Source organism: Sedimentitalea sp. XS_ASV28 (assembly GCF_041224545.1).
Classification (GTDB): Bacteria; Pseudomonadota; Alphaproteobacteria; order Rhodobacterales; family Rhodobacteraceae; genus Sedimentitalea.
Map to the genome: position 1 here is coordinate 49,477 of NZ_JBGFGP010000090.1, position 23,569 is coordinate 73,045.

The following is a 23,569-nucleotide window of genomic DNA, read 5'->3' on the forward strand; positions in this document are numbered from 1 at the left end:
GTCGCATTTGAATTGTTGGATCTTTCTTAACTGCCCGGGGAGGACAATCGACCCGTTCAACGAACAGGTCTGAGATGCACGGGCTCATCAACAAATCGCTTCAATCGTTCTTTTGCGCCACCTATGGCACGGCGCGATGGAGTCGCGTGACCGAAGCCGCCGGCTTTGACAGCCCGGATTTCGAGGCCATGCTGATTTATGACAAGGCACAGTCACGTCGCCTGCTCGACGCGATGGCGCTGGAACTGGACCGGCCTTTGAACGAGGTGCTCGAAGACATCGGCACATTTCTTGTTTCCAATCCGCAGACCGAGTCGCTGCGCCGGCTGTTGCGATTTTGCGGTGAAAGCTATCTCGATTTCCTGCACTCGCTCGACGATCTGCCCGACCGGGCAAGGCTTGCGGTCTCCGACCTGCATCTGCCGGCTCTCGAATTGCGTGAACACGCGGCGGGCCGGTTCAGCCTGACCTGCGGGCCGGGGCTGCCGGGTTTTGGCAATGTGCTGGTCGGTGTTCTGCGGGCGATGGCCGACGATTATGGCGCGCTGGCAATGCTCGAACATTCCGGCGGCGGCAGCGGGCATGACGTGATCAGCATCACCCTGGTCGAGCAGGCTTTTGCCGAGGGACGGAGATTTGAACTGGGGGCGGCCGCACAATGATTACGCAACACCAACTTACCGCATGGCTGGACACCCTGTGCCCGATGCATGTGGTGCTGGACGCCACCGGTCATGTGACCTCCGTGGGTCCTACTTTGCAAAAGCTGCGACCGGACGCGCCGATGGTCGGGCAACGGTTTCTGGAGTTGTTCGAGTTGACCCGCCCGAGGACCGTGACCAACGTGGCGGGGCTGCTCGCGCATGCGGGGGCCAAACTGCATCTGCAACTGCGCGATGAACCGCGCACCTCACTCAAGGGGGTCGCCGTCGCGACCGGTCAGGGCGCGATCGTCAACCTGTCCTTTGGCATTTCGGTTCTGGACGCGGTGCGGGATTACGCGCTGACCAATTCGGATTTTGCCGCGACCGATCTGACCATAGAACTGCTCTATCTGGTCGAAGCGAAAAGTGCGGCGATGGAGGCATCGCGCACGCTCAACCAACGCTTGCAGGGCGCCAAGATCGCCGCCGAGGAGCAAGCCTTTACCGACACCCTGACCGGGCTGAAGAACCGGCGCGCGATGGAACACGTTCTGTCGCGCAAGGTGACGGGACCCGAGCCGTTCGCGTTGATGAATCTCGATCTCGATTTTTTCAAGGCGGTGAACGATACGATGGGGCATGCGGCGGGTGACCACGTGTTGCAGGTGGCTGCGCGGATCATGGTTGAGGAAACCCGTGATCAGGACATGGTGGCACGGGTCGGCGGCGACGAATTCGTGCTGATGTTCGATGGTCTGCGCGACAAACGGCGGTTGGGCGGGATTGCGCGTCGTCTCATTGCGCGTCTTCAGGAGCCGGTTTCCTTCGAAGGCCAGCTATGCACAGTTTCGGCAAGCATCGGTACCGTGATTTCCGGCCAATCCTGTGGCCGCGACCCGGGCGAATTGCTGCAGAAGGCCGACATCGCATTATACGCGTCCAAGCGGGCGGGCCGGGGGCGGCATACCTTTTTCGACGACACGCCGAAGGGCTGCGACCGGGCGATTCTTCACGTCGATGACGCGCCGTCCCTGCCAGGTGGAAGCGCCGCCTGAGGCCGGGAGCGGCGGTTGCATTGACGAGGATATCCCACCATATGCCGTGAGTCGCGGGCACATGCCTGTGGCAAAACCGTTCCGGATGTGCCGGAAAGGGGAAAATCTCTCGAAAAGTGTCATCCATGATGTTGAGCGACCGGCAATTTGCAAAATCTGTGGTCCATCAGCACCACGGCCAAGACGACACTTGCAGCGGTCAAGGCCCCCGGAATAGGCTCGGCCCGATGACAACCGGGCTTCGGTGTCGCCACTGACGTGGTGGACGCGTCCCGGAAGATCGCGGGAGGCCGGAGTTTTGGAAGAACGGGTGGCATGCGACTTGCTGTGATTCTGATGGCGGTTGCTCTGGTCGCCGCGATCGGGGCATCGACCTATCTGTTGCTGCAATCCTGCGGTTTGAAACTGCCGTTCACGGACAGGACGATCAGCTATTGCGACTCAGCGGATCGGCTCCGGGCGCGACGGGATCTGGCGCTGGTCGACCGGTCGAATGCGGATCTGGCGATCAGGGTTAACGCGCTGGAGCGGGAACTCGGGTTGCTGGTGTGCAAGGCCGAACCGCCGGATCCGCCACCTCCGCCGCCGCCACCTCCGCCGCCCAAGCCGCCTGCAAAACCCGAGACACCGAGCGGCCTGGCACCAGACGCCTTTGACGGCAAAGATATTTCCGTGATGGAGGGCTGCTGGCAACTGTCGTCCAACTACGCGGTGCGTGACATCAACACGGGACGGATCACCCGGTTCAAATACTGGCGCATCTGTTTTGACAAGAACGGGAACGGGACCGAGATCATGCGGTCTACCGACGGGGTGAAATGCGAGGGGCGGCTGACCGGCCGGATGCGCGGCAATGGCACCCTGACGATGCGCGAACCGGCAAACCTGCGGTGTGGCAACGGTTCGTCGATCTTCCGGCGCGACGTGACCTGCAAGCTGGATTCGCGCGGAAACGCCAACTGCGACACCTATCAACCCGAAACCAACGGACGCGGCGCGGCAACCCTGCGCCGGGCCGGGAGATAACTGCGATGGCCGATCATTTTCTGTCCAAGACGCGCGTGAGCCCGGAGGATTTCGTCGAGGCCGGCGGCACGCCTGTGCTGGAGCGTTTCGATGCCTTGCGGACACTGCTTGTGGATCGTGCCGGGCCCGAGGTGGCCGACCTGTTCGCGGAACCTTTGATCAGCCGCGGCAACGACACCGCCCCCCCGACGGTGTCCTGGTACACAGCGACGGCAGGCGATGCGCGGCCACTGTCGAGCCTTGCGCCGGCAGAGCGGTCGCGTGCGGAAACCTATCTGTCCGATCACCTGCGCCCGCTGCGTGCGCTGACCGAACAGCCCGAGAATGCCGATCTCGCATTCGGCGCGCTCAGCACGCTGGGCCGTGATGACGTGTTGATGGTGGGCGACCGCCCGATGATCGTGAACTGGGGTCTGATGCCCGGTTGTCGCGGCGCCAATGTCTCGACCCGGCCCGATCATTTTGCAGAGACGCTGGGCCGCTATCTGACGCTGACCCCATCCGGAACGCGCATGCCCGGCGCGCTGATGGGAGAGCCGGTCATCCCGCCCCCTGCCGCCGGAGTCGCCGCTGCGACACCTGCGGTTGCCGCGCCTGTCGCGACGGCCGCACCGGTGCAGCATCGGATATCGCGGCTCGCCTGGGTGCCATTGCTGATCCTGCTGCTGCTGGCCGGGGGATTTCTGGCCTGGTTGCTGATGCCCGGATCACGCCTGTTTCACGAGGCCGGGCCGCGTGCGGTGACAGAAGAGGCGACGTTGCAGGCCGCGCGCGATCTGAACGACAGCCTGAGAGCGCGCCGGGCGACATTGCAGTCCGCGTTGGACGGGGCGATGTGCCGGGCCGATGGCATGCTGGTGCTGCCCGATGGATTGACACCCGAAGGGCTGACGCCACCCGCACTCGGGGTGAAGCCCGCGCAGCGCGCAACTATTGCGCCTGACGCTCTGTTGCCGAGCAGCCCCGCGCGGGTGGTGGTGCCGGATGTCTCCGAACCGGGGGCCGAGACCGATTTGCTGGCGTTGATCACCGCACGTACCGTGCTGGTGCTTGCCGGTTCGGCCGATGGGCGCGGCGCCACCGGATCGGGCTTTGTCGTCGGTCCGGGCCTGATCGTGACAAACCAGCATGTGATCGAAGGTGCGCTGTCTGATGGCGGGCAGATTCTCGTGACCGGGGGCAGTCTGGCGGAACCGCAGGTCGCCACCGTGATCAAGAGCGATGGCCCGCTGATGCAGGCGGGCGGGGATTTTGCGCTGCTGCGGATCGCCGACACGGGCATGACCGGTTTTGATGTTCACGTGCCGCAGGACTCTCTCAAGCTGAGCGGTGTGGTGGCGGCTGGATATCCCGGTGATGTGCTGGCAAGCGACATCAATTTTGCCGCGCTGAAGGCCGGCAATCTCGATGCGGTTCCCGACCTCACAGTGACCGAGGGGATCGTCAATACCGAGCAGCAGATCGGTCCGCAAACCCACGTGCTGATGCACTCGGCGGCCTTGTCGAGCGGCAACTCGGGTGGGCCACTTGTGGACATGTGCGGCCGGTTGGTGGGAGTCAACACTTTCGTGCGCGCGGGGCGGTTGCAGAATCGCGGCTTTGCCCTGACCACAGCCGACATGATGGCGTTCCTGCAAGGAACGGGGGCCGTGCCACGGGTCGACAGCGCACCCTGCGCGCCGGTGGTGCAACGCGCCGAGGCCGGGGCGCGCAAGGCCGTGGCAGAGTAGGGTCGGCATGTACGAAACCCTGCTTGCCACCACCTCTTCCGAAGGGTTGCAGCCATTGGGGTCTGCGGCGCAGCGCTCCTACGAACTGGTGAGCGATACCGTGCGGAACCGCCTGTCGTCGGCGCATGCCAACCTGTTCGCCGAGCCGGTGGCGACCGAGCATGGCGATATGATCGACTGGTACGCGCCGATCGAGGGTACGGCGCAGCCGCTGACCGCGCTGGACGAAGAGGCCGCCGACGCGCTGCGGGCGCGACTGGGCGGATTGATTGGCGATATACGGCGCGAAGCGGAAAGCCTTGCCGAGAGCCCCGAGGTGCAGGATCAGCGGCTCGCCGAGGCGCTCGGCAATGCGATCGAGATACCGTCCGAGGCGATGATCTATGCGCTGCGCCAGCCGGATGGCGCGGTACAGCCGGTGCTGGTGCATTGGGCGTGGCTCGGAGCGGAGCGGCAATCCGTGCGGGGCATCCTGACGACGATGGTGCCCAGAGCACAATCGCGCGCCGCCGGGGCAGGGCAGGCGTCTGCTGCGCCGGATGCTGTGCAGGCGGTGCGGACGCGGTCCTGGTGGTGGCTTTTGTTGCTGGGATGGCTGCTGCTCGCGGCGATGCTGGCTTGTATCCTCTACCTGTTGATCGCGCCTTGCGGATTGCAGGGCGGGCAGTTGTTCTTTTGCCCGGAACCGCCGGCGGAGGTTTCGGAGATACCGTTGGAGCGGCAGGTTCTGGAGGCAGAGATCGCGGCGCTCGAGCATGAGATCGCGCTGGTGGACCGGGCGTGCCAGCCGACGATTCCGGTGGGTCCCGCCGCACCCGACACTCAGACACCCACAGCTCCCACAACGCCCGGGACCACGATTCCGGTCCCGTTCCCGCTGGACAAGACCAAATTCCAGGGCGGTGCGCGCGAAGATCGTGTCACGCGGCTTGCAAGCAGCGCCGTGCGGATGCCGAATCCTTTCATGACGTCACCTGTCGGACGGGATGGCCCAAGCCCGTCCTATTCTGCTACAGTTCGGGACAAGGCCCCCGAGCGGCCGTTGAATACAAGTGTTTCGAGGTAGGCAGGATGCAGCAATCTGAAGACCTGGCGCAGTTGGTCGAATGGCGTGACGAAGTGACGCTGGTTCCCTATTCGGGCACCCAAATCCTCGATTTCGGGTTTCGCATCGACGCGGTCGAACTTCGGAATGCGCGTTTTGTCGAACGGGTGATCGGTGGTACCGATGCTGCCGAGGAATGGGCGCTGCTGCCCCTGACCGGTGACGCCGAAAGCGACGCGGCCGTGGAAGAGGCCGCAACGCCCGAGGACGATGAATATTCCGTGCGCACCGTCGCGGCGCTCGAACCCTTCCTGTCCAAATGGGTTCCGGTTCCGGTCTTGCGGGTCAAGACCGATCGCGGTGCAGGTGGCGAAGAACGCTTTGATCCCGGCCCGTCCAGCTGGGCGCGGATGCGGACGGTGGAACTGGATGAACCCGACCCGCTGACCGGCGATACGCATCGCGTGCAACTGGCGCTGGATACCGCGCTGATGGAGGCCGACCAAAGCTTTCAGTATCTCGCACCCGAGCGCGGCGATGCGGAAAAGTCGCGCGATTTCCGGTTCGTGTCCGATCCCGCGCGGATGGATTGGTTTCTGCGCCGGCTCGATCAGGCACATGACGGACAGATGCTCGATTTGCAGAAGTGGGTGTCGGACTGGCTCGATGACCTGTTCATGGCGTTCAAGCGGGCCGAAAGACCCGGGCGGCGTATCACCCATGACGACCTGCCGCACAAGTTCGAGCACTGGGCGCGCTACCTAGCGTATCTTCGGCTGATCGATCACGCGGTACAGGTGCCGAAACTTCGCTTTGCCAACACGGTCAGCGCCTATGACAGCACCGCGCCGGTCGAGGTGGAACTGGTGCTGGATGTGGGCAATTCGCGCACCTGCGGCATCCTGATCGAGCGCTTTCCGGGGGAATCTCGGCTCGATCTCGCGCGGTCCTTCCCGCTTGAGGTGCGTGATCTGTCGCGGCCCGAATTCCACTATTCCGGGCTGTTCGAAAGCCGGGTGGAATTCGCCGAGCACCGGATGGGAGACGAACGCTATGCCAGCCGGTCGGGGCGTCGCAACGCCTTCCTCTGGCCAAGCTTCGTGCGGATGGGGCCCGAAGCCCTGCGGCTGGTTGCGGGCGAGGAAGGGACGGAAACCGCGTCGGGCCTCTCCAGCCCGAAAAGATACCTATGGGATGACAAGCCGGTCTCGCAGGACTGGCGGTTTCACCATCATTCGGACCCCAACAACCTGCCCAAGGGGCTGCGCGCGGCGATGCGCTATCTGAACGAGGCCGGTGACGTCCTGGAGCAGATCGAGGCGGATGAGAAGGCGCGGTTGCGCCCGCGTGGCAAGACACCCAGAACGCCCGCGATCCGGCCGCGGTTTTCGCGGGCCTCGCTGTTCGGCTTCATGCTGGCCGAGATCATCTCGCATGCGCTGATCCAGGTGAACGCGCCGGCCAGCCGCGCCCGTCGCCCGCAATCGGAACTGCCACGCAGGCTCGACCGGATCATCCTGACCCTGCCGACCGCAACCACCGCGCAGGAACAGGCGATCATCCGCTCCAAGGCCAAGGGCGCGCTGTCGCTGGTCTGGGCGATGATGGGCCTGCGGGATGGCGACAGTTCGATCAGCCGGATGCCCGAGCTCATCGTCGAATGGGACGAGGCCAGCGCAACCCAGATGGTCTATCTCTATTCCGAACTGACCCAGAAATTCGATGGCCGGATCGACCGCTTTCTCGAACTCAAGGGCCGGGATCGCGTCGCGGCGCAGGGGCAGGCGGCGGCCCCGTCGCTGCGACTGGCCTGTATCGATATCGGCGGGGGCACGACCGACCTGATGGTCACGACCTACTGGGGCGAGGCCGGGCGGGTGCTGCATCCGCGCCAGACCTTTCGCGAGGGGTTCCGGGTTGCGGGCGACGACATGCTGCAACGGGTCATCGCGGCAATCATCCTGCCGGGACTGCAACGGGCGATCGAGCAGGCAGGGGGGCGTTTCGTCGACGAAAAGCTGCGCGAATTGTTCACCGGCGATATCGGCGGGATGGATCAGCAAAGTGTGCAGAAGCGGCGGCAGTTCGCCCTGCGGGCGCTGATGCCGCTGGCGGTGGCGATCCTCAAGACCTGCGAGACGGCGGTCGAGTTTGAACCGCTTTCGCTCGGCATTCGTGACATCCTGCCGCTGGATGAGGGGTCCGCGGACGATCAGCACATGCCGCCCGCTCTCATCGCCTATATCGAGGACGCGGCGCACGACCTCGGGGCGGCGGATTTCCGTCTGGCCGATGTGCAACTGACCTTCAGCCGCGAGGACGTGGATGCCATTGCGCGCGAGGTCTTTCAGAAGGCATTGAGCAACCTTGCGGAGGTCATCGATCATCTCGGCGTTGACGTGGTGCTGCTGACCGGGCGTCCATCGCGGCTTCCGGCGGTGCGTGCGATCCTCGAAGAAATGCTGGTGGTGCCGCCGAACCGGTTGATTTCGATGCATGATTACAAGACCGGGCGCTGGTATCCGTTCCGCGATCCGGTGACTCAGCGGATTGGCGATCCGAAATCGACGGTCGCGGTCGGGGGCATGCTGATCGCGCTGAGCGATGGGCGCATCCCGAATTTCAAGGTGACCACCAGCGCATTCCGCATGCAATCGACCGCGCGCTATATCGGTGAAATGGACACCTCGGGTCAGATCATGAACGAGCGTGTCCTGTTCGCGGATGTCGACCTTGACGCCCGCAAGACCGAAAGCGACCTGATGGCGCGGATCACCATGTATACGCCGATCTATCTCGGCTCACGCCAGCTTCCGCTGGAGCGCTGGACGACGACGCCGCTCTATCGGCTCGACTTTGCAACCCAGTCGGCACAGGCGCGCGCGCCGCTGGCGGTGACATTCGAGCGCAGCGAATTCGACGAGGATCCGGAGCGCGAGACAAGCGAGATCGCCTTGCGTCGCGAAGCGATGCGCGAGGCGTTCGCTGTGACCGAACTCGAAGATAACGAAGGCACGGGCATGAAGGTGAGCGAGGTCGAATTGCGACTGCATACGCTGGGCTTTCAGGATGATTACTGGATCGATACGGGCCTGTTCCGGTTGTAAGAGGTGACGAGAATGACGGCGCAAGAGCAACAAGACCTGTCAGCGGATTGTACCGCGTTCGCAGAGTTGACCGCGCAGGCCCAGGCGTGGATCGAAGACCCCGAAAACGCGGAGATCGTCGGCGTCGAAACCAAGTCGCTGGTGCAGATGATGCGCCGCAATGCGCGCCGCGCGCGCCGTCTGGCCCGTGCGGCGCAGACGCGCATGTCGGTCAGCGTGTTCGGCCCCAGCCAGGCCGGCAAGTCGTTTCTGGTGTCGGTACTCGCCCGGCCCGAGAGCGGCCCGCTGATCGCGGATTTCGACGGGCCCGGCGGACCGCTGGATTACATCCGCGAGATCAATCCCGAGGGTGAGGGCGAGAGCACCGGGCTGGTCACGCGGTTCACCATGGACCGTGCACCGACGCCCGAGGGGTTTCCGGTGCGGTTGACCCTGTTGAGCGAGGCCGACATCGTGCGGACCCTGCTCAACAGCTTCTTCATGGACGGGGATCGCTCGGAACTCAGCCCCGAACCCACCGAGATCGCCGCGCATCTCGACAGGTTCAAGGCGCGCGCCGCCGGGGCCTGTCCGGGCATGACCGGTGACGACATCTATGAAATCGGCGAATATGTCGAATCCGCCTTCGGTCGCGAAGCCTATGCCGTGGCCCTGCGACCGTTCTGGGAAGAGGCCGCGACGATCGTACCGAACCTGAGCGTCGCGGACCGCGCGGCCTTCCTGGCACCTCTCTGGGGCAATCATGAGGCGTTTTCCGACCTTTATACCCGGCTGTCGGATGCGCTGGCACAACTGGGACATGCGGAAGAGGTCTATGCCGGGCGCGATGCGCTCATTCCGCGCGAGAGCTCGATCATCGACGTCAAGACCCTGTCCGGCAAGGCGGACGGGACACCGCTTTCGGTGGTTGCACAGGGGCGCGCGCCGGTGAGCTTGCCACGTTCGGTTCTCTGCGGGCTGGCGGCGGAACTGGTGCTGCCGATGCAGACCTTGCCGTCGGCGATGTTCGCCGAGACCGACCTGCTGGATTTTCCCGGCGCGCGCAACCGTTTCGAACAGGACCTTGGCAAAGCGTTTGCCGGCGGAGCCGAGAAAATTCTGCCGGAACTGCTGCTGCGCGGCAAGGTCGCCTATCTTTTTGACCGCTACGTGCAAAATCAGGAAATCACCTCGATGCTGCTCTGCGTGCCGGACAGCAATATGGAGACCGTCGATCTGCCGGGATTGGTGCAGAACTGGATCGGCACGACGCATGGCGCGACGCCGCAACTGCGCGCGAGCACAGATTGCGTGCTGTTTGTGGTGCTCACCAAGTTCGACAAGCATCTGGGCGACTCGGCGGCGCAGGGCGGGGACGAAACCCGGTTCGAGCGGCGCATGGCGGCGTCACTGCTCGAAAAATTCGGCCGGGGGAGCGACAACTGGGTCGGCGAGTGGACGCCGGGACAGCCGTTTTCAAATTGCTTCTGGCTGAGGAACCCCAACTTTTATGTCGACGGGTTGATGGAGTATGACGCGGCCAAGCGCGAAACCGGAATTCGCCCGGACAAGCAATCTCGGATGTCCGAATTGCGTGCGGGGTGTCTGGCCGCCCCGGCGGTACAGCGTCATTTTTCCGATCCTGCCGCCGCCTGGGATGCGGCGCTGGCGCTGAACGATGGCGGGGTCGGCTACCTGATTTCCGCGCTCGAACGGGTTTGCAAGCCCGACAGCAAACTGCGCCAGATCGTGGCACAACTGGATCAGGCGCGGCAGGAGTTGAAACAGGCGCTCAGCCCGTTCCACGTGGCCGACGACGTCGAAACCCGCATCGAAGAAAAGAAACAGGTGGTAAGCCGCATCATCGACGATCTAGAAGAGGCATTGTCGCGGCATCGCTTTGGCGCGGTGCTCGCCTCGCTGATGGTCGATCAGGACGAGATCGAGGGGCGCATCGCGCGTGTGCCAAGCTCGATCCGGATTTCCAGCGCGGTCAGCGCGGCGGGTGCCGCCAACGGAGCGGCCGCCAGCGCGCCGGTGCTGCAACGCCCCGGACGACCTGCGCGCCCGGCTCCGGTTGCGCGCAGCGAGGCGTCCGAGCCAGCCGGTACCACCGATCCCTCTGATGTGCGCACCATGACACTGGAACAGTTTCAGTCCGAAACCGCGATCGAACTCTGGATCGACCGCATGAAGCAGTTCCGCGACGACCGCGCCCGCCGCAGCGCCTATGGATTGGGCGATACGACGGCAGGGGACCTGGTTGCCGAACTGATCCACGCGGCGCGTCGCACCGGGCTGGGCCCGGACACGGCAGCGGGTCTCAAGGAGATCAACTTTGGCCTGACAGTCGAGAAACAGGCACAGCCTGCGGCGATCCTCGGTGCCGAAAGCATCAACCGGTTTGTGTCGACCCTGGGTATGCTTGACCTGCCGGAAAGCGATCGTCCGCAGGTGCAGACGCCGGATGGTGGCACGAGGGCGATCTTCAGCGCGCCGCCTGCGGCGGACAGCGTGGACAACCTTCCCGCGACACCACGGGCTACGGCGGAACAGATGTGGACCGATTGGGTCTTTGCGCTGGATGCGGTGGCCCATGCGAACGCCAAGGATGGCGTGGGCGGGGAAATCAACATCGAACAGAACCTGCGCCTTGGGGAGATCCTCGCATCGCTCTCGGGAGCGCGTGCTGCATGAGCCTGCGGATACATCCCGATCCTCAGGAACCTGCCGGCGGCTATGCCTTCCTTGAACTGGAAGCCGACAGCCTGGCGGACGAACCGGTGCGGGTTGCGGTGTTCGATGCCTATGCGGAACGGTGGCTGGCGCCGCCAGAGGCAAACGGCGTCGGCGGCGCGGAGCCGCACTGGCAGAGCGAACGCCACGAATTCGGCCCCTACGAGGTTTATCGTCACGACGGTGCCGACTGGGTAAGGATCGGGCCGGAGATCGTCGATCAGCTCGGCGAATATGCGCCGCTGCGCTTCATGCTGGCCGATCAGGTACATGATACCGTCTGGCCCGACGATGTGCCGCCCCGTGCCGGCGCTGCGATGCTGGGCGGCTTGCAACCGGTGGGGCGCAAGCGGGCAGAACTCATCGACCGCCGCGTCGCGCCCGCCGTGATCGACGACCCGGATGACGACATGCGCGACGATGACGCGCAGGATGACGGGATCGCGGAACTGCCTGATCTGACAGGACCCGAGGACGCGGATAAGGCGCCGGGCGCGCGGCGCGGCCGGTTCTGGCTCGTGCTGCTGCTGGCTATTCTGATCGCGGCTGCGCTGGCGTGGTATTTCCGGCCCGAACCGGCCCCGGATCCCGCGCCGCGCGTCGTTGCGGAATCAGCGGCACCTTGCACCCGCGAGACGCTGGCGGCGACCGATGGGGGATTTGGTGCCATCGCCGAGGCCATTCGCGCCTGTGGATCGGATGTGCAACCGGACACCGCGCTGAGCCTTGTGGAAGAGGCCGCCGCACGGGACGATGCGGATGCGTTGTTGTTGTTCGGGGTGCTTTACGACGGAGAGGCGCTCGATCCGCGTATCGAAAACCTGACCGGGCTTACATTTGCGGATGATCCGGCGCAGGCGGTCGAATATTATGCCCGTGCGCGCGATGCCGGGTCCGGCGAGGCGCGCACGCGGCTTGAGCAGGCCTGCGCGCGGCTGGCCAGTGACAACGCGACCTTGGCAAGAGGGGCCTTTGATGATTTCTGTTCGTGATCGGGGTCGTTTCCGCACCGCCATCGCCGGCTGCCTGATCCTGCTGGCGCCGTTGGTGGCGGCGGGCGGGGTTCTGGCGCAGGGCGCGGACCGGCCCCTGCTCGTCGAGGGGCGCAAGACGGTCTATCAGCGGGTTCTGACCCGTCCTGGTGCGCTTGGCTATCCGGCGCCGGATGCGACGCCGTCGCGGGACTATTCCGCGTTTCAGCCGCTCTATGTCTACGAGGTCCAGCCGGGCTGGTTGCGGGTCGGCCCGTCGATCAACGGTGGAGCCGAATCGTGGGTTCGGGCCGACGCTACGGTGCCGTGGAAACAGAATATCGTTGCGGCCTTTACCAATCGCGCCGGGCGCGAGCGCCAGTTCATCTTCGATAGCGAAGAGCGGCTTCGCGGGCTGATGGAGCACGAAGCCCTGCGCGACATGCAGGCGCAGATGCTGGAAGAAATGGCGAGCGACAGCTTGAGCGACACGCGCGGCGTCGTTGCCGTGGAACCGGCGGAATATGTCAATATCGTCGATCGGCTGTACCTGATGCCGATTTTGGATTTCGTGCAGGATCTGCATCCGCTGAACTACGAGGAAAACCTCTTGATGAAGGTCGCCTCGGTGCCGTTGCGCGAAGCCGACGAACCGGCGCAGGCGCAGGCCGACAGCTTTGATGCGGGCATCGTGTTCGTCTTTGACACGACGCAGTCGATGGACCCCTATATCGCGCGCACGCAGGCGGCGGTGGAACAGGTCATTGACGATCTGCGGGGCACCGAGATCGGCGAGCGCGTGCAGTTTGGCGTCGTGGCGTTTCGCGACAACGTCGAAGCAGCGCCCGAGCTGGAATATCGCACCCGCACCTTGTTGCCGCTGCAACGCCGCCAGGACCAGACCCCGGTTGTTGCCACCATCCGTGCGGCCACGCGGGTGGCGCAGGCCAATTCTCCGGGCTTCAACGAAGACAGCCTTGCGGGGGTCGAGGACGCGGTCGATCTGACCGATTGGGACGGCGGCGGGCAGGATCCGTTTGATGCGCGTATCGTGATCCTGATCACCGATGCCGGCCCCAAGGATGTGCGCGATCCCAACGCCCGCAGCCAGATCGGTGTGAGAGAGCTGCAACGGGACGCGCAGGACAAGGGTGTGGCGATCATGACCCTGCACCTGCAAACCCCGGCGGGGGGTGGCGCACAACACGCTTATGCGGCGGCGCAGTATCGGGAACTGTCCCGATTCCATGATGACACATTCTATTACGGGATCGCGGATGGTTCGCCCCAGGCGCTTCAGGACTCGGTCACGCGGCTGGTCACCGGTATCACCGACGTGATCCGCGTTGCCCGCGATGACAGGCCGGTGTTGGCTCCCGAGGACTCGGGGCAGGAGATGGTCAATCTCGGTCTTGCCTTGCAACTGGCCTATCTCGGGCGGCTGCGCGACACCCAGGCACCGGACGTGATCGAAGGATGGGTGTCGGAAAAGGCGGTCGAGGAGCCGACGAAACTTGCCATCGAACCCCGGTTGCTGGTGACCAAGAATGAAATGGCGACGATGGCCGACCTGCTGTCGCAACTTCTGACGCTGGGCGAACAGAGTCGCGATGCCGAGGACGCGGCCAGCTTTTTCACCCAGGTGCGCGATGTGGTCGCACGCATGGCGCAGAACCCCGACAGGCTGATCAATACCGAAAGCGACACGCTGGGCGGGGCGCTCGAATTTCTCGACGATCTGCCCTATGAGAGCCAGCTGATGCTGACCACCGAGGAACGCTGGGGGCAGAGCGCGATGAACCGGCGGGCCATTCTGGACGGGATGCGGCAAAAGCTGGTGCAATATCGCAAATGGTTGCTCGATCCCGAGGTCTGGACTGCGCTTTACGATGACGCGCCGGATGGCGAATACGTGTTCGCGATGCCGTTTGACGTATTGCCATAGGGGCGGCGGTGCGCGGATTGATCCTCACCAACGGGCTGATCGAACTGCGCGATGGCGACCGTGCGTTCCGGCTGTGTGTGGATCGGCTTGCGCTCGATCCGGGACAGGCGGTGGCGCTTACCGGGGCCAGCGGGTCGGGCAAGACGCTGCTGCTCGAACTGCTCGGCCTGTTGCGCCCGCCAGCTGCCGGAACCGGTTTTTCCTGCGACGGTCGCGATCTGGCCGCGCTTTGGGGCAGGGGGGCACGCAATCCGGAACTCGCGCGGATGCGTGGGCGCACATTCGGGTTTGTGCCCCAGACAGGCGGCTTGATGCCCTTTCTGACGGTTGCCGATAACATCGCCCTGCCGCAGCGCGTGACCGGGCGCGCCGATGCGGATTGGTGCGCGGCTTTGCAGGGCCGGCTCGGGCTTGCCGATGTCGCCGCATTGATGCCCGCTGCCCTGTCGATCGGTCAGCGTCAGCGCGTGGCCATTGCGCGGGCCCTGGCGCATCGTCCTCCCTTTGTCATCGCCGATGAACCGACGGCGGCGCTGGACAGCGACTCGGCTGATGTGGTGCTCGAACTCCTGCTTGCGACGGCAGCGGAACAGGGATGTGGCGTGATCCTGTCCAGCCACGACACGACGCGCATCGCACGCTTTGGAATGCCGCGCCTCATGCTCGGCACCCACGCGGAAAACGGGGTGGTGACCAGCAGGCTGGAGCCGATGCCATGCTGATCGCGAGCCTTGCGTGGCGCGACCTGATGCGCGATCGGTTCTTCCTGTTCTGCAACGTGGCGATCATGGTTGGCATCCTTGTGCCGCTGCTCGTGTTGCTGGGCGTCAAGAACGGCGTGTATGCGGCGCTGATCGGCGAGATGATGGCGGATCCTGCGAGCCTTCAGATCGACACCCAGGGCAACGCATCGTTCGTGGACAATGACCTGTCGCCCCTGCGCGATTGGCCCGAGGTTGCGTTCATGACGCCCAAGGTGCGCGGGCAGTTCGATTTCATGAATGTACGCGCCAAGGGGGGGCGTCGCATGCGCCCGGCGCTGGTCGTGCCAACCGGTGAGGGCGATCCAACCTTGCCGGATGGGGTGCGAGTCAGCGGCAAAGCGGTCGCCGTCAGCGCGCAATTGGCCGCGCAACTCGATCTGCAGGCCGGTATCGAACTGCAATTGATCAGCCAGGCCGAGGGCCGACCAAGGCAGCTGGTCCTGCCCGTCACCGTGGCGGCCGTCCTGCCCGAAGCGGCCGTTGCCGGTCGCGCGGTTCTGGTGCCGTTCGAGATGCTGGATCTGATCGAGGCGTTTTATGACTCCTACAGCCTGCCGGACTACGGTATCACCGGCACCCGTGATCTGGCCGAGCGGGTTCCGTCTTATGAAGGCGTTCGTGTCTATGCCCGCAGCCTTGAGGATGTGGCCGCGTTGCAGGCGCGCATCGAGGACCATCTGTCAATCGGGACCTCCGCCCGCACGCGCGAGATCGAGAGCCTGCTGGGGCTGGGTCGCAAGTTGAACCTGGCGCTTGGACTGACCGCCGCGCTTGCGGCCCTGGGCCTGGGCGCAGCACTGGTGCTCGGCTTCTGGTCGGATGTCAGTCGCAAGAAGGTGGTTCTGGCAGGAATCGCACTGTTGGGGATCCCCGGACATGCGCTGGCGCTGTTTCCGGTGATACAGGCGCTGATCACCTCGGTTTTTGGACTTGTCGTCTCATTCCTGCTCTATCTTGGGGCCGGGCGCATCGCGGAGGCCATGTTCGGTCGGGGTCTGCCGGGCGGCGCGCCGCTGACATTGATCCCGCTCTGGCAAGGGGTCGCGATTTGCATCGGCGTTCTCGTGCTGGTGCTCGGCGCGGCGGGGATCGCGGCCTGGTCGGCACAGCGGCTCGACCCCGCGAGCGTCCTGCGAGAGGGGATGTGACGATGCGCCTCTGGCTGTTGGCCTGTTGGACGTTGTTGGCATCGCCGCTTGCGGCACAGGAGTCATGGCCGCGTGATCTGGTCGATCCGGCGTTCGAAACCGCCCCGGCCGATCTGATGCTGCCAATGCCCTGCGGCGCGGCGATGGCATTTCAACAGGTCAATGTTCCGGTCGAGGCCGATGATCCTCTGGCCGACCGCCGGGTCCGGCTGGGCCAGACCGGGGATCAGACCGGGTATTCCGACTATCTGCTACCTGCCTATCTGCGTGGCCCGTTCCTCGACCAGGCCACCGGGACAACACATTATTTCGTCGCCCGCTATGAGCTTACGCGGGGCCAGTACCGGGTATTGATGGGCGATTGCGATCCGCCGACCCGTACCGACCGGCTGGCGCAGGGCGGGCTTGGCTGGCTCGATGCGGCGGCGCTGGCGCAGAGCTACAACGAATGGCTGCTACAGAATGCGGCCGAACGCTTGCCCCGCGCCGATGGCATTCCCGGTTTCCTGCGCCTGCCGACCGAGGCGGAATGGGAATATGCGACCCGTGGTGGCGCGCGGGTGGATGCGACCTTGTTTCCGGCCCCGTTGTTCTTTGGCAACGGAGACATGCGGGAATACGCGCTATTTCAGGGCGGCGGCGCGTCTCGCGGAACGCTGGGGCCCGTGGGTCTGCGCAAACCCAACCCGCTGGGTTTGTTCGATGTCTATGGCAATGCTGAGGAACTCATGCTCGAGCCCTTTCGCCTGAACGCGGTCGGGCGGTTCGGGGGACAGGTCGGGGGTATCGTCACGCGCGGCGGATCCGTGCTGTCCACGGCCGATCAGATTTACAGCGCGCAGAGGACCGAATATCCGCCCTATGATATCGACAAGGGCACACCATTGCGGGGTGAAACCTTTGGCCTGCGTCTGGTTCTTGCGGCCCCGATTGCGACAAGCGATCAAAGGTTGAACCGCATTCGCGAGCGCTGGATGGAACTGGCCAATGCCGACGCGGTCGAAACCGATGCAGACCCGGTTGCCCGTATCACCACGTTGATCGAGGCCGAAATCGACCCGAGACGCCGTGACGAACTGAACGATCTCAAGCTCGAATTCCGGCGTGCCCGCGACCGGACCCAGACCGCGTTGCAACAATCGGCGCGGGCAACCCTGCTCGCCGGTGCGGTGTTTGTCGAGTCGCTTGACGAGAATGCCGCAGATATAACCAGCAAGGCGAGCAATATCCGGATGCTTGTCGATCTTCAGCGCGCCGGCGACAACAGCGCGCTCTATGGCCGGCAGGTCGAAAAGCACGTCGCGGAAATCAAGCAGATGCGCCACGTGCAATCCACCTATCTGCTGTCTTTTCGCGCGGCATTGGAAACCCTGGCAACGGATATCGAGACGGCGGATCGCAACGCCGCCTATGGCGTGCTGCGCGAGGAGCTTGCCCTGTCCGATCGGGAAAACACCTTGCGGACACTTGAACGGTTCTGGGACGATCTCGCGACTTACGAGTCCCGTCCGGACATGAGCCCCGCGCAATTGCTTGAGGTTGCCCTGCGCTGAGCATCGGCGCCGGACTCTTCACTTTGCAGCCAGAAAACGCCGTTACACGCGCATTTCAGCCTGCGAATCTTGACAAGACGGGCGATGAATGGTCCGCTATGCGCGTGAGAATTGGTATTTCAACCGCAAAGGACGCTTGGCCGGGATCGTCCCCCTTCCTGAGCGTCCTTAAAAGCGCGAGGTTAAAATTATGTTCAGCAAGAAATTAATGACGTCTTTCGTGATCGCCAGCATGATCGCCGTACCGGCTCAACGTGCCGTGGCGGGGGATGCAGGCAAAATCCTGGGTGGCGCGCTGTTGGGTGCGGCCATCATGCATGGTGTCCAGCAGAACAAGCAGCGCCAGCGCACGACCACCACACGCCGAACCTATAGCAGCGGTATTTCGTCGGCGCAGCGGGCCGAGAACCGCCAGGTTCAAACATCCCTGAACTACTTCGGCTATCATGTCGGAACGGTTGACGGATCTCTGGGACGCATGAGTCGTGCCGGCATCTCGCGTTATCAGGCCGATATGGGATTCCAGCCCGATGGGTATCTGGACACCTATGAAAAGGACTTTCTGCTGAGCAGTTACCAGCGCGCGCTGGCCAGCTCGTCGGTTCCGCCCTACAACCAGATCGTCGCAAGCCAGGGCTATGCGGGCCTGTTGCGGACCTATCGGAACGAGCAACTGGGTATCCAGACGCCCAATCCGAATATTCAAAGCGCCGCGGCGCAGGCCCCTGCACCCGCACCGGCCCCGGTGGCGGTCGCCCCGGTTGCTGCGGTCGCTCCGGCTCCGGCACCCGCACCAGCCCCGGTTGCGACGCAACCCGAGCCGGTCACGGCACGGGCGGACACCGGTGCTTTGCCGGATTTCACTTTTGGCCAGGTGCCGAAATCGGTGAATGAGTATTGCAACGAAATCAACGTGCTGACCGCAGCCAATGGTGGCATCACCACGGCGGGCCGGGTGACGGATGCCGAGTTCGCTCTGAGTGAGCAATTTTGTCTCGCGCGGACCCATGCCATGGCAGAGAGCACGTCGATCGTGTCGACGATCCCGAACATGACAGAGGCGCAGATTTCGCAGCAATGCGAGGGACTGTCGCAGGCGATCGCGCCACATATGGCGGCGCTCGACACCGCGCAGCCCGACAAGGTTGTGGGCGATACCGCCGGGTTCCTGAAGAATTCGGGCCGCCCGATGGATCAACTGGTTTCGGCGGGCAAGGTTTGCCTGGGTGTGGGCTATCGCACCGACAATGCGGCGATGGCGCTGGCGTCTTCCGTGTTGCTCGCCTCTGCCGGTCAGCGTGGATATGGCGAAATGGTCAGCCACCACACGCGTGAAGGTTTCGGGACGGCCAAGGCGTCGTCGCAGCAATCCGGCGCGTGGATGAACCTTGCCCTGGAGGCGTCTGCCGCTGGCGGATCACCCGTTCTGGGGCAATCGTCGGATCGTGTCGCCGTTCTCAGGGAAGCGATGCAGGGCGGCAGTTCAGGGTCGAATTCGGCAGCACTTCCGGTATTCACGGTTCCGTCGAACAACTAAAGCGTTTCGCGATTGACTTGAAACATCTGGTATAACCTGACGCGTTGAAATCTTTGATTTCAGGCAGCGTTAGGTGATTCAGGTTTATCGCGAAATGCTATAGGGGCGGGCCAAACGACCTGGGCAAGCAACGCATCAAAAGACCCCGGCAAGCGACAAGCCCGCCGGGGTCTTTTTTGCGCAGAAGGCACTGCGTGTGCCGTATTCGCTGGAAATGCAAAATCTGACCCGAAACTTCCGCGATTGCCTTGGAAATGCGAACTCGCCTAGCGCGTCGATATATCTAGGTTGAGTTCGCGTTGCGTGAGTCGGGTTCATCGCGAAACGCGTCAGATTTTCTTCTTGAGGATTTCCTTGCGCTTCTTTTCGTATTCTTCCGGCGAAATGGCGCCGGCATCAAGTGCGGCTTTCAAATCCGTGAGTTCCTGACCCGTAGTGGTGGTTGTCATGTTCGTCGTATTCCGCGCGCCGCCGCCGCCACAGGCCGAAACCGTGGCAAGTGACAGGATGAGAATGCCGCTGATCGCGATGCGTTGCATGATTATTCCTTGCTGCTCTGTGGGTCGTGCCGCATGAGTATATCCACCGATTTGCATCGACAAGGTTAACGCGCGATACGCGGAGCGGAAATTCAGTGCGCACGTTCTGATATCAGGACTGGAATTTCCCGGGCAAACCGGTCAGCGTGAGTTGACTGCAGTATTCGGAGACCCGGCATGATCATCGTTCACCACCTCAACAATTCGCGCTCGCAACGGATACTCTGGCTGCTTGAGGAACTGGGTCTGGAGTACGAGATCAAGACCTATAAAAGGGATCCGGAAACCAACCTCGCGCCGCCGGAATTGCTGGACATTCATCAACTCGGCAAGTCGCCCATGATCGAAGATGATGGCCGCCTGATCGCCGAAAGCGGCGCAATTGTCGAATATATCTGTTCGCGCTATGCGAACCATATGGTGCCGCCGGTCGATAGCGATGCTTGGATCACACATCAGGAGTTGATGCATTTCGCCGAAGGATCGGCGATGACGCCGATTCTGCTGGCGCTTTATGTCGGTAAACTCGGCGCGGCCGGCGCGCCCCTTGGTCCGCGGATCGAGCAGCAACTGGGAGTGCATTTCAATTACATGGAAGCGGTCCTGCGCCCGTCCGGGCACTTCGTGCTCGATGATCTGTCGGCGGTGGATATCATGATGAGCTTTCCGGCCGAGGTCGCCGTGCGTCAGGGACGGGGCGACGCGCATCCGAAGCTGGCCGAATTTGTCGAACGGATCCATGCGCGCCCCGGATTTATCCGGGCGCTGGAGCGCGGCGGCAGCTATGCCTTTGCATGAAGCCCGAAGCAGGTGCCGCGGGCCTATCCGCCCTTGAGCCTCTGCATCAGGAACACTTCGCTGTCCGGCTGAACCGGTTCTGTCAGGCTGCTTGCGATGACCCGGCCATCCACCGCGACCGACACGCCGGCATCAATGGCATCCTGTAGTCCCGGATGGGCCCTGACGAGGCCCTCAAGGACCTCGCCAACGGTTTCCGCCTCGACCTCGACCTTGTCCTTGCCATCGGCAAGGGCACGCAGGCCGGACCAGAGGTTGACCTCAACCATCCCGCTGCCGTTCCAGCGCCGCGAGAATGCGGGGCGGTGACATCGGCAATTCGCGCAGGCGCACGCCCGCCGCCGCCGAGACCGCATTGGCGATGGCCGCCAGCGGCGGGCAGATCGAGGTTTCACCGACGCCGCGCACACCGTAAGGGTGGCCCGGGTTCGGGACCTCGACAATGACCGTGTCGATCATCGGCAGATCGCTTGCCACCGGGATGCGATAATCAAGGAACACGGCGTTTTGCAGGCGTCCGTCATCGCCATAGATGTATTCCTCGTTCAGCGCCCAGCCGATGCCCTGTGCGGCGCCGCCCTGATATTGCCCCTCGACATAGGTGGGGTGAATCGCCTTGCCCGCATCCTGCACAACGGTATAGCGCACGACGCTGGTCTTGCCGGTTTCCGGATCGACCTCGGCATCCACGATATGGGTGGCAAAGCTGACGCCGGCGCCTTCGGGCGTGGCCTCGAAATGACCAACGATGGGCCCACCGGTCGCCCCCATGCGTCTGGTGATCTGATCGATCGGCATCGGGTCGAAATCACCTGCGTTGGGACCGGACGGCACGGCGCAGCCGTTTTCCCATTTGACCGCATCCTCTGGGATACCCCATTTTGCAGCGGCACGGGCGCACAGTTTCCTGACCGCATCGCGTGCTGCTTCTATTGTCGCAAGACCGCTGGCATATGTCACGCGGCTGCCGTGACTGACCTCGTTATACCCGAGCGTCGCGGTGTCGGCGATGGTGACGCGGATGTTCTCATAAGGGATACCCAGTTCTTCCGCCGCCATCAGCGCCATGGATGCCCGGCTGCCGCCGATATCCGGTGTGCCCACCGCGAGCTGCGCGGTGCCATCCTCGGAAAGTGCAAGCGTGACAGCGGTTTCGCCGCCGTGGTTGAACCAGAAACCGCAGGAGATTCCGCGCCCCTGGCCGGGTTTCAGCGGTGCGGAATAATGCGGATGTGCCTTGGCCGCCTCAAGCGTTTCCACCAGACCGATCTGGTCGAACATGGGACCAAAGCTCGCCTTGGTGCCCTTTTTAGAGGCGTTCTTGAGCCGGGTTTCGATCGGATCGAGATCCAGTTTCTTGCACAGTTCATCGATCACCGATTCCACGGCAAAGGCGGCCATGGGCGAGCCGGGCGCGCGGTAGGCGGCCTGTTTGGGGCGGTTGGTGATCACGTCATAACCAACCTGGTGAACGTGCTTGAGCGCATAGGGCGCAAAGGCGCACATGGCGGTGAATTCCATGGGTGCACCGGGAAAGGCCCCGCCTTGCAGGCGGAACACGCCCTGCGCGGCGGTAATGGTGCCGTCCTTCTTCATGCCGATCTTGATGTCCATGGATGTGGACGCCGTGGGGCCGGTCGCCTTGAACACATCCGGGCGCGGCATCACCAGCTTGACCGGCTTGTTGGTCTTGCGCGCGAGCGCGAGGGCAACCGGTTCGATGAACACCGCCGTCTTGCCGCCAAAGCCGCCGCCGATCTCGGAGGCCGTGACGCGCAGGTTGGCTGTTTCGATTCCGAGCAGGGCGGCGCAGATTTTCTGTACGTTCCAGTGACCCTGGGTGCAGCACCACAGCTCGCCCTTGCCGTCACCGCCCAGCGTGGCGAGACAGGCATGGGGTTCGATGTATCCCTGGTGGGTGGCTTCTGTACGGAAGTGATCCTCGATCACGAGGTCAGCCTCGGCAAAGCCGGCCTCCACATCGCCATGACCGCTTTCGTGATAGCGCACGACATTGGGGTGCAGCCCCTCGGGCACCGATTTGTCGGCCGCACCCTCCCGGATCACCGGTGCGTCATCGGCCATCGCCGCATCGACATCGGTGACATGGGGCAGGACCTCGTATTCCACCTCGATCAGCTTGGCGGCATCCCGCGCGATCAGCGCGCTGGTCGCGGCAACGGCAGCAACCGCATGACCGTCATACAGCGCGGTGTCGCCCGCCATGACGTTTTCAAGAATGTTCCAGTTTTCGCCGGTCAGGCCGGTCGCAAAATCAGCACGGGTCACCACCGCCTTGACCCCGGCAAGCGCCTCGGCCTTGCTGGAGTCGATCTTCTTGATGCGGGCATGGGCGTGGGGGCTGCGCACGATGGTGGCGAACAGCATGCCGGGCGCGGTGACGTCGGCGCCGAAACGCGCGCGCCCCGTGACCTTGTCGAGCCCGTCCGGCCGGTTCGGTCGTGTGCCGACCTGAGTGAATCCGCTGGTTTTTCGATCGTCAAGTGCCATCACGATGCCTCCCGCATCTCTGCCGCCGTATCCATCACGGCGCGAATGATCTTGTCATAGCCGGTGCAGCGGCAGAGGTTGCCCGCCAGCCAGTAGCGTACCTCGGTCTCTGTCGGGTCCGGGTTCTTTTCCAGCAGCGCCTTGGTCGCGACCAGAATGCCGGGGGTGCAGATCCCGCATTGCAACGCGGCATATTCGATGAATTTCTGTTGCAGGGGATGCAACTCTTCTCCGGTGGCCATGCCCTCGATGGTGGTGATTTCGTGCCCGTCGGCCTCGGCCCCCAGCATCAGGCAGGAACAGACAAGGCGCCCGTCCAGCGTGACCGAACAGGCCCCGCAATCGCCGGTGCCGCATCCTTCCTTGGCACCGGTCAGTCCAAGCCGGTCGCGCAGCACGTCCAGCATGGTTTCGCGCGGGTCGCACAGGTACTCGACCTCGTCGCCGTTGATCGTGGTTGTGACGTGTATCTTGCTCATGA

The 23,569-nt window shown here is 63.7% G+C and carries 18 protein-coding genes; 14 read left to right on the forward strand and 4 right to left on the reverse strand.

Annotated elements, in window-relative coordinates; all coding sequences use genetic code 11:
- The first annotated feature begins 74 nt into the window (after positions 1–74).
- The 13 genes from AB9K34_RS04965 to AB9K34_RS05025 all read left to right on the forward strand — a co-directional run bounded on the left by AB9K34_RS04965 (position 75) and on the right by AB9K34_RS05025 (position 19,240).
- Positions 75–662 carry a heme NO-binding domain-containing protein gene (locus AB9K34_RS04965; RefSeq protein WP_369953329.1) on the forward strand — a complete coding sequence of 196 codons (588 nt, stop codon included), beginning with the start codon at positions 75–77 and terminating at the stop codon, positions 660–662.
- Positions 659–1,699 carry a diguanylate cyclase domain-containing protein gene (locus AB9K34_RS04970; protein ID WP_369953330.1) on the forward strand — a complete coding sequence of 347 codons (1,041 nt, stop codon included), beginning with the start codon at positions 659–661 and terminating at the stop codon, positions 1,697–1,699. The genes AB9K34_RS04965 and AB9K34_RS04970 overlap by 4 nt, the downstream gene beginning before the upstream one ends.
- Before the next feature lie 315 nt (positions 1,700–2,014).
- Positions 2,015–2,725 (forward strand): hypothetical protein, encoded by a 711-nt coding sequence (locus AB9K34_RS04975; RefSeq protein WP_369953331.1) that lies wholly within the window; start codon positions 2,015–2,017, stop codon positions 2,723–2,725.
- Between the two features lie 5 nt (positions 2,726–2,730).
- Entirely contained in the window at positions 2,731–4,455 is a 1,725-nt protein-coding gene (locus AB9K34_RS04980) for a S1C family serine protease (RefSeq protein WP_369953332.1), read from the forward strand.
- Positions 4,456–4,462: 7 nt separating this feature from the next.
- Positions 4,463–5,521, forward strand: a complete 1,059-nt coding sequence (locus AB9K34_RS04985; protein WP_369953333.1) for a hypothetical protein — start codon at positions 4,463–4,465, stop codon at positions 5,519–5,521.
- A 5-nt stretch (positions 5,522–5,526) separates the two neighbouring features.
- Positions 5,527–8,607, forward strand: coding sequence for a virulence factor SrfB (locus AB9K34_RS04990; protein ID WP_369953334.1), 3,081 nt, complete (start codon positions 5,527–5,529; stop codon positions 8,605–8,607).
- 12 nt (positions 8,608–8,619) lie between these two features.
- Positions 8,620–11,283 (forward strand): virulence factor SrfC family protein, encoded by a 2,664-nt coding sequence (locus AB9K34_RS04995; RefSeq protein WP_369953335.1) that lies wholly within the window; start codon positions 8,620–8,622, stop codon positions 11,281–11,283.
- Positions 11,280–12,314: a hypothetical protein gene (locus tag AB9K34_RS05000; protein ID WP_369953336.1), complete on the forward strand. Its 1,035-nt coding sequence runs from the start codon at positions 11,280–11,282 to the stop codon at positions 12,312–12,314. The genes AB9K34_RS04995 and AB9K34_RS05000 overlap by 4 nt, the downstream gene beginning before the upstream one ends.
- Positions 12,298–14,238 carry a vWA domain-containing protein gene (locus tag AB9K34_RS05005; RefSeq protein WP_369953337.1) on the forward strand — a complete coding sequence of 647 codons (1,941 nt, stop codon included), beginning with the start codon at positions 12,298–12,300 and terminating at the stop codon, positions 14,236–14,238. Before AB9K34_RS05000 ends, AB9K34_RS05005 begins: the two co-directional genes overlap by 17 nt.
- Before the next feature lie 8 nt (positions 14,239–14,246).
- Complete coding sequence (locus tag AB9K34_RS05010; protein WP_369953338.1) at positions 14,247–14,960, forward strand: ABC transporter ATP-binding protein; 714 nt, start codon at positions 14,247–14,249, stop codon at positions 14,958–14,960.
- Positions 14,954–16,150, forward strand: a complete 1,197-nt coding sequence (locus AB9K34_RS05015) for an ABC transporter permease (RefSeq protein WP_369953339.1) — start codon at positions 14,954–14,956, stop codon at positions 16,148–16,150. Before AB9K34_RS05010 ends, AB9K34_RS05015 begins: the two co-directional genes overlap by 7 nt.
- Before the next feature lie 2 nt (positions 16,151–16,152).
- On the forward strand, positions 16,153–17,703 hold the full coding sequence (locus AB9K34_RS05020; RefSeq protein ID WP_369953340.1) for a formylglycine-generating enzyme family protein: 1,551 nt from the start codon (positions 16,153–16,155) through the stop codon (positions 17,701–17,703).
- Positions 17,704–17,893: 190 nt separating this feature from the next.
- Positions 17,894–19,240 carry a peptidoglycan-binding domain-containing protein gene (locus tag AB9K34_RS05025; protein WP_369953341.1) on the forward strand — a complete coding sequence of 449 codons (1,347 nt, stop codon included), beginning with the start codon at positions 17,894–17,896 and terminating at the stop codon, positions 19,238–19,240.
- Positions 19,241–19,569: 329 nt separating this feature from the next.
- On the opposite strand, the gene AB9K34_RS05030 is transcribed toward AB9K34_RS05025, so the two are convergent.
- The gene (locus tag AB9K34_RS05030; RefSeq protein ID WP_369953342.1) at positions 19,570–19,779 is read right to left on the reverse strand and encodes an SHOCT domain-containing protein; all 210 of its coding nucleotides are present in this window, start codon (positions 19,777–19,779) and stop codon (positions 19,570–19,572) included.
- A gap of 177 nt (positions 19,780–19,956) precedes the next feature.
- Between AB9K34_RS05030 and AB9K34_RS05035 the strand changes: the two genes are divergently transcribed.
- Entirely contained in the window at positions 19,957–20,577 is a 621-nt protein-coding gene (locus AB9K34_RS05035) for a glutathione S-transferase (protein ID WP_369953343.1), read from the forward strand.
- Positions 20,578–20,600: 23 nt separating this feature from the next.
- Here the strand turns inward: AB9K34_RS05035 and AB9K34_RS05040 are convergent, their stop codons facing one another.
- Genes AB9K34_RS05040 through AB9K34_RS05050 form a run of 3 tightly spaced genes read right to left on the reverse strand, consistent with a single transcriptional unit; the run spans position 20,601 to position 23,567 of the window.
- A complete protein-coding gene (locus AB9K34_RS05040) occupies positions 20,601–20,846 on the reverse strand; it encodes a MoaD/ThiS family protein (protein ID WP_369953344.1) in 246 nt (81 codons plus the stop codon).
- Positions 20,839–23,088: a xanthine dehydrogenase family protein molybdopterin-binding subunit gene (locus AB9K34_RS05045; protein ID WP_369953345.1), complete on the reverse strand. Its 2,250-nt coding sequence runs from the start codon at positions 23,086–23,088 to the stop codon at positions 20,839–20,841. Before AB9K34_RS05045 ends, AB9K34_RS05040 begins: the two co-directional genes overlap by 8 nt.
- Positions 23,088–23,567 (reverse strand): (2Fe-2S)-binding protein, encoded by a 480-nt coding sequence (locus tag AB9K34_RS05050; RefSeq protein ID WP_369953346.1) that lies wholly within the window; start codon positions 23,565–23,567, stop codon positions 23,088–23,090. Before AB9K34_RS05050 ends, AB9K34_RS05045 begins: the two co-directional genes overlap by 1 nt.
- Positions 23,568–23,569: the final 2 nt, after the last annotated feature.

Coding starts and splice junctions, on each gene's coding strand:
- AB9K34_RS05035 (WP_369953343.1), top strand. CDS start 19,957: ATGATCATCGTTCACCACCTCAACAATTCGCGCTCGCAACGGATACTC.
- AB9K34_RS05020 (WP_369953340.1), top strand. CDS start 16,153: ATGCGCCTCTGGCTGTTGGCCTGTTGGACGTTGTTGGCATCGCCGCTT.
- AB9K34_RS05005 (WP_369953337.1), top strand. CDS start 12,298: ATGATTTCTGTTCGTGATCGGGGTCGTTTCCGCACCGCCATCGCCGGC.
- AB9K34_RS05000 (WP_369953336.1), top strand. CDS start 11,280: ATGAGCCTGCGGATACATCCCGATCCTCAGGAACCTGCCGGCGGCTAT.
- AB9K34_RS05040 (WP_369953344.1), bottom strand. CDS start 20,846: ATGGTTGAGGTCAACCTCTGGTCCGGCCTGCGTGCCCTTGCCGATGGC.
- AB9K34_RS04995 (WP_369953335.1), top strand. CDS start 8,620: ATGACGGCGCAAGAGCAACAAGACCTGTCAGCGGATTGTACCGCGTTC.
- AB9K34_RS04975 (WP_369953331.1), top strand. CDS start 2,015: ATGCGACTTGCTGTGATTCTGATGGCGGTTGCTCTGGTCGCCGCGATC.
- AB9K34_RS05045 (WP_369953345.1), bottom strand. CDS start 23,088: ATGGCACTTGACGATCGAAAAACCAGCGGATTCACTCAGGTCGGCACA.
- AB9K34_RS04985 (WP_369953333.1), top strand. CDS start 4,463: ATGTACGAAACCCTGCTTGCCACCACCTCTTCCGAAGGGTTGCAGCCA.
- AB9K34_RS04990 (WP_369953334.1), top strand. CDS start 5,527: ATGCAGCAATCTGAAGACCTGGCGCAGTTGGTCGAATGGCGTGACGAA.
- AB9K34_RS04980 (WP_369953332.1), top strand. CDS start 2,731: ATGGCCGATCATTTTCTGTCCAAGACGCGCGTGAGCCCGGAGGATTTC.
- AB9K34_RS04970 (WP_369953330.1), top strand. CDS start 659: ATGATTACGCAACACCAACTTACCGCATGGCTGGACACCCTGTGCCCG.
- AB9K34_RS05015 (WP_369953339.1), top strand. CDS start 14,954: ATGCTGATCGCGAGCCTTGCGTGGCGCGACCTGATGCGCGATCGGTTC.
- AB9K34_RS04965 (WP_369953329.1), top strand. CDS start 75: ATGCACGGGCTCATCAACAAATCGCTTCAATCGTTCTTTTGCGCCACC.
- AB9K34_RS05025 (WP_369953341.1), top strand. CDS start 17,894: ATGTTCAGCAAGAAATTAATGACGTCTTTCGTGATCGCCAGCATGATC.
- AB9K34_RS05030 (WP_369953342.1), bottom strand. CDS start 19,779: ATGCAACGCATCGCGATCAGCGGCATTCTCATCCTGTCACTTGCCACG.
- AB9K34_RS05050 (WP_369953346.1), bottom strand. CDS start 23,567: ATGAGCAAGATACACGTCACAACCACGATCAACGGCGACGAGGTCGAG.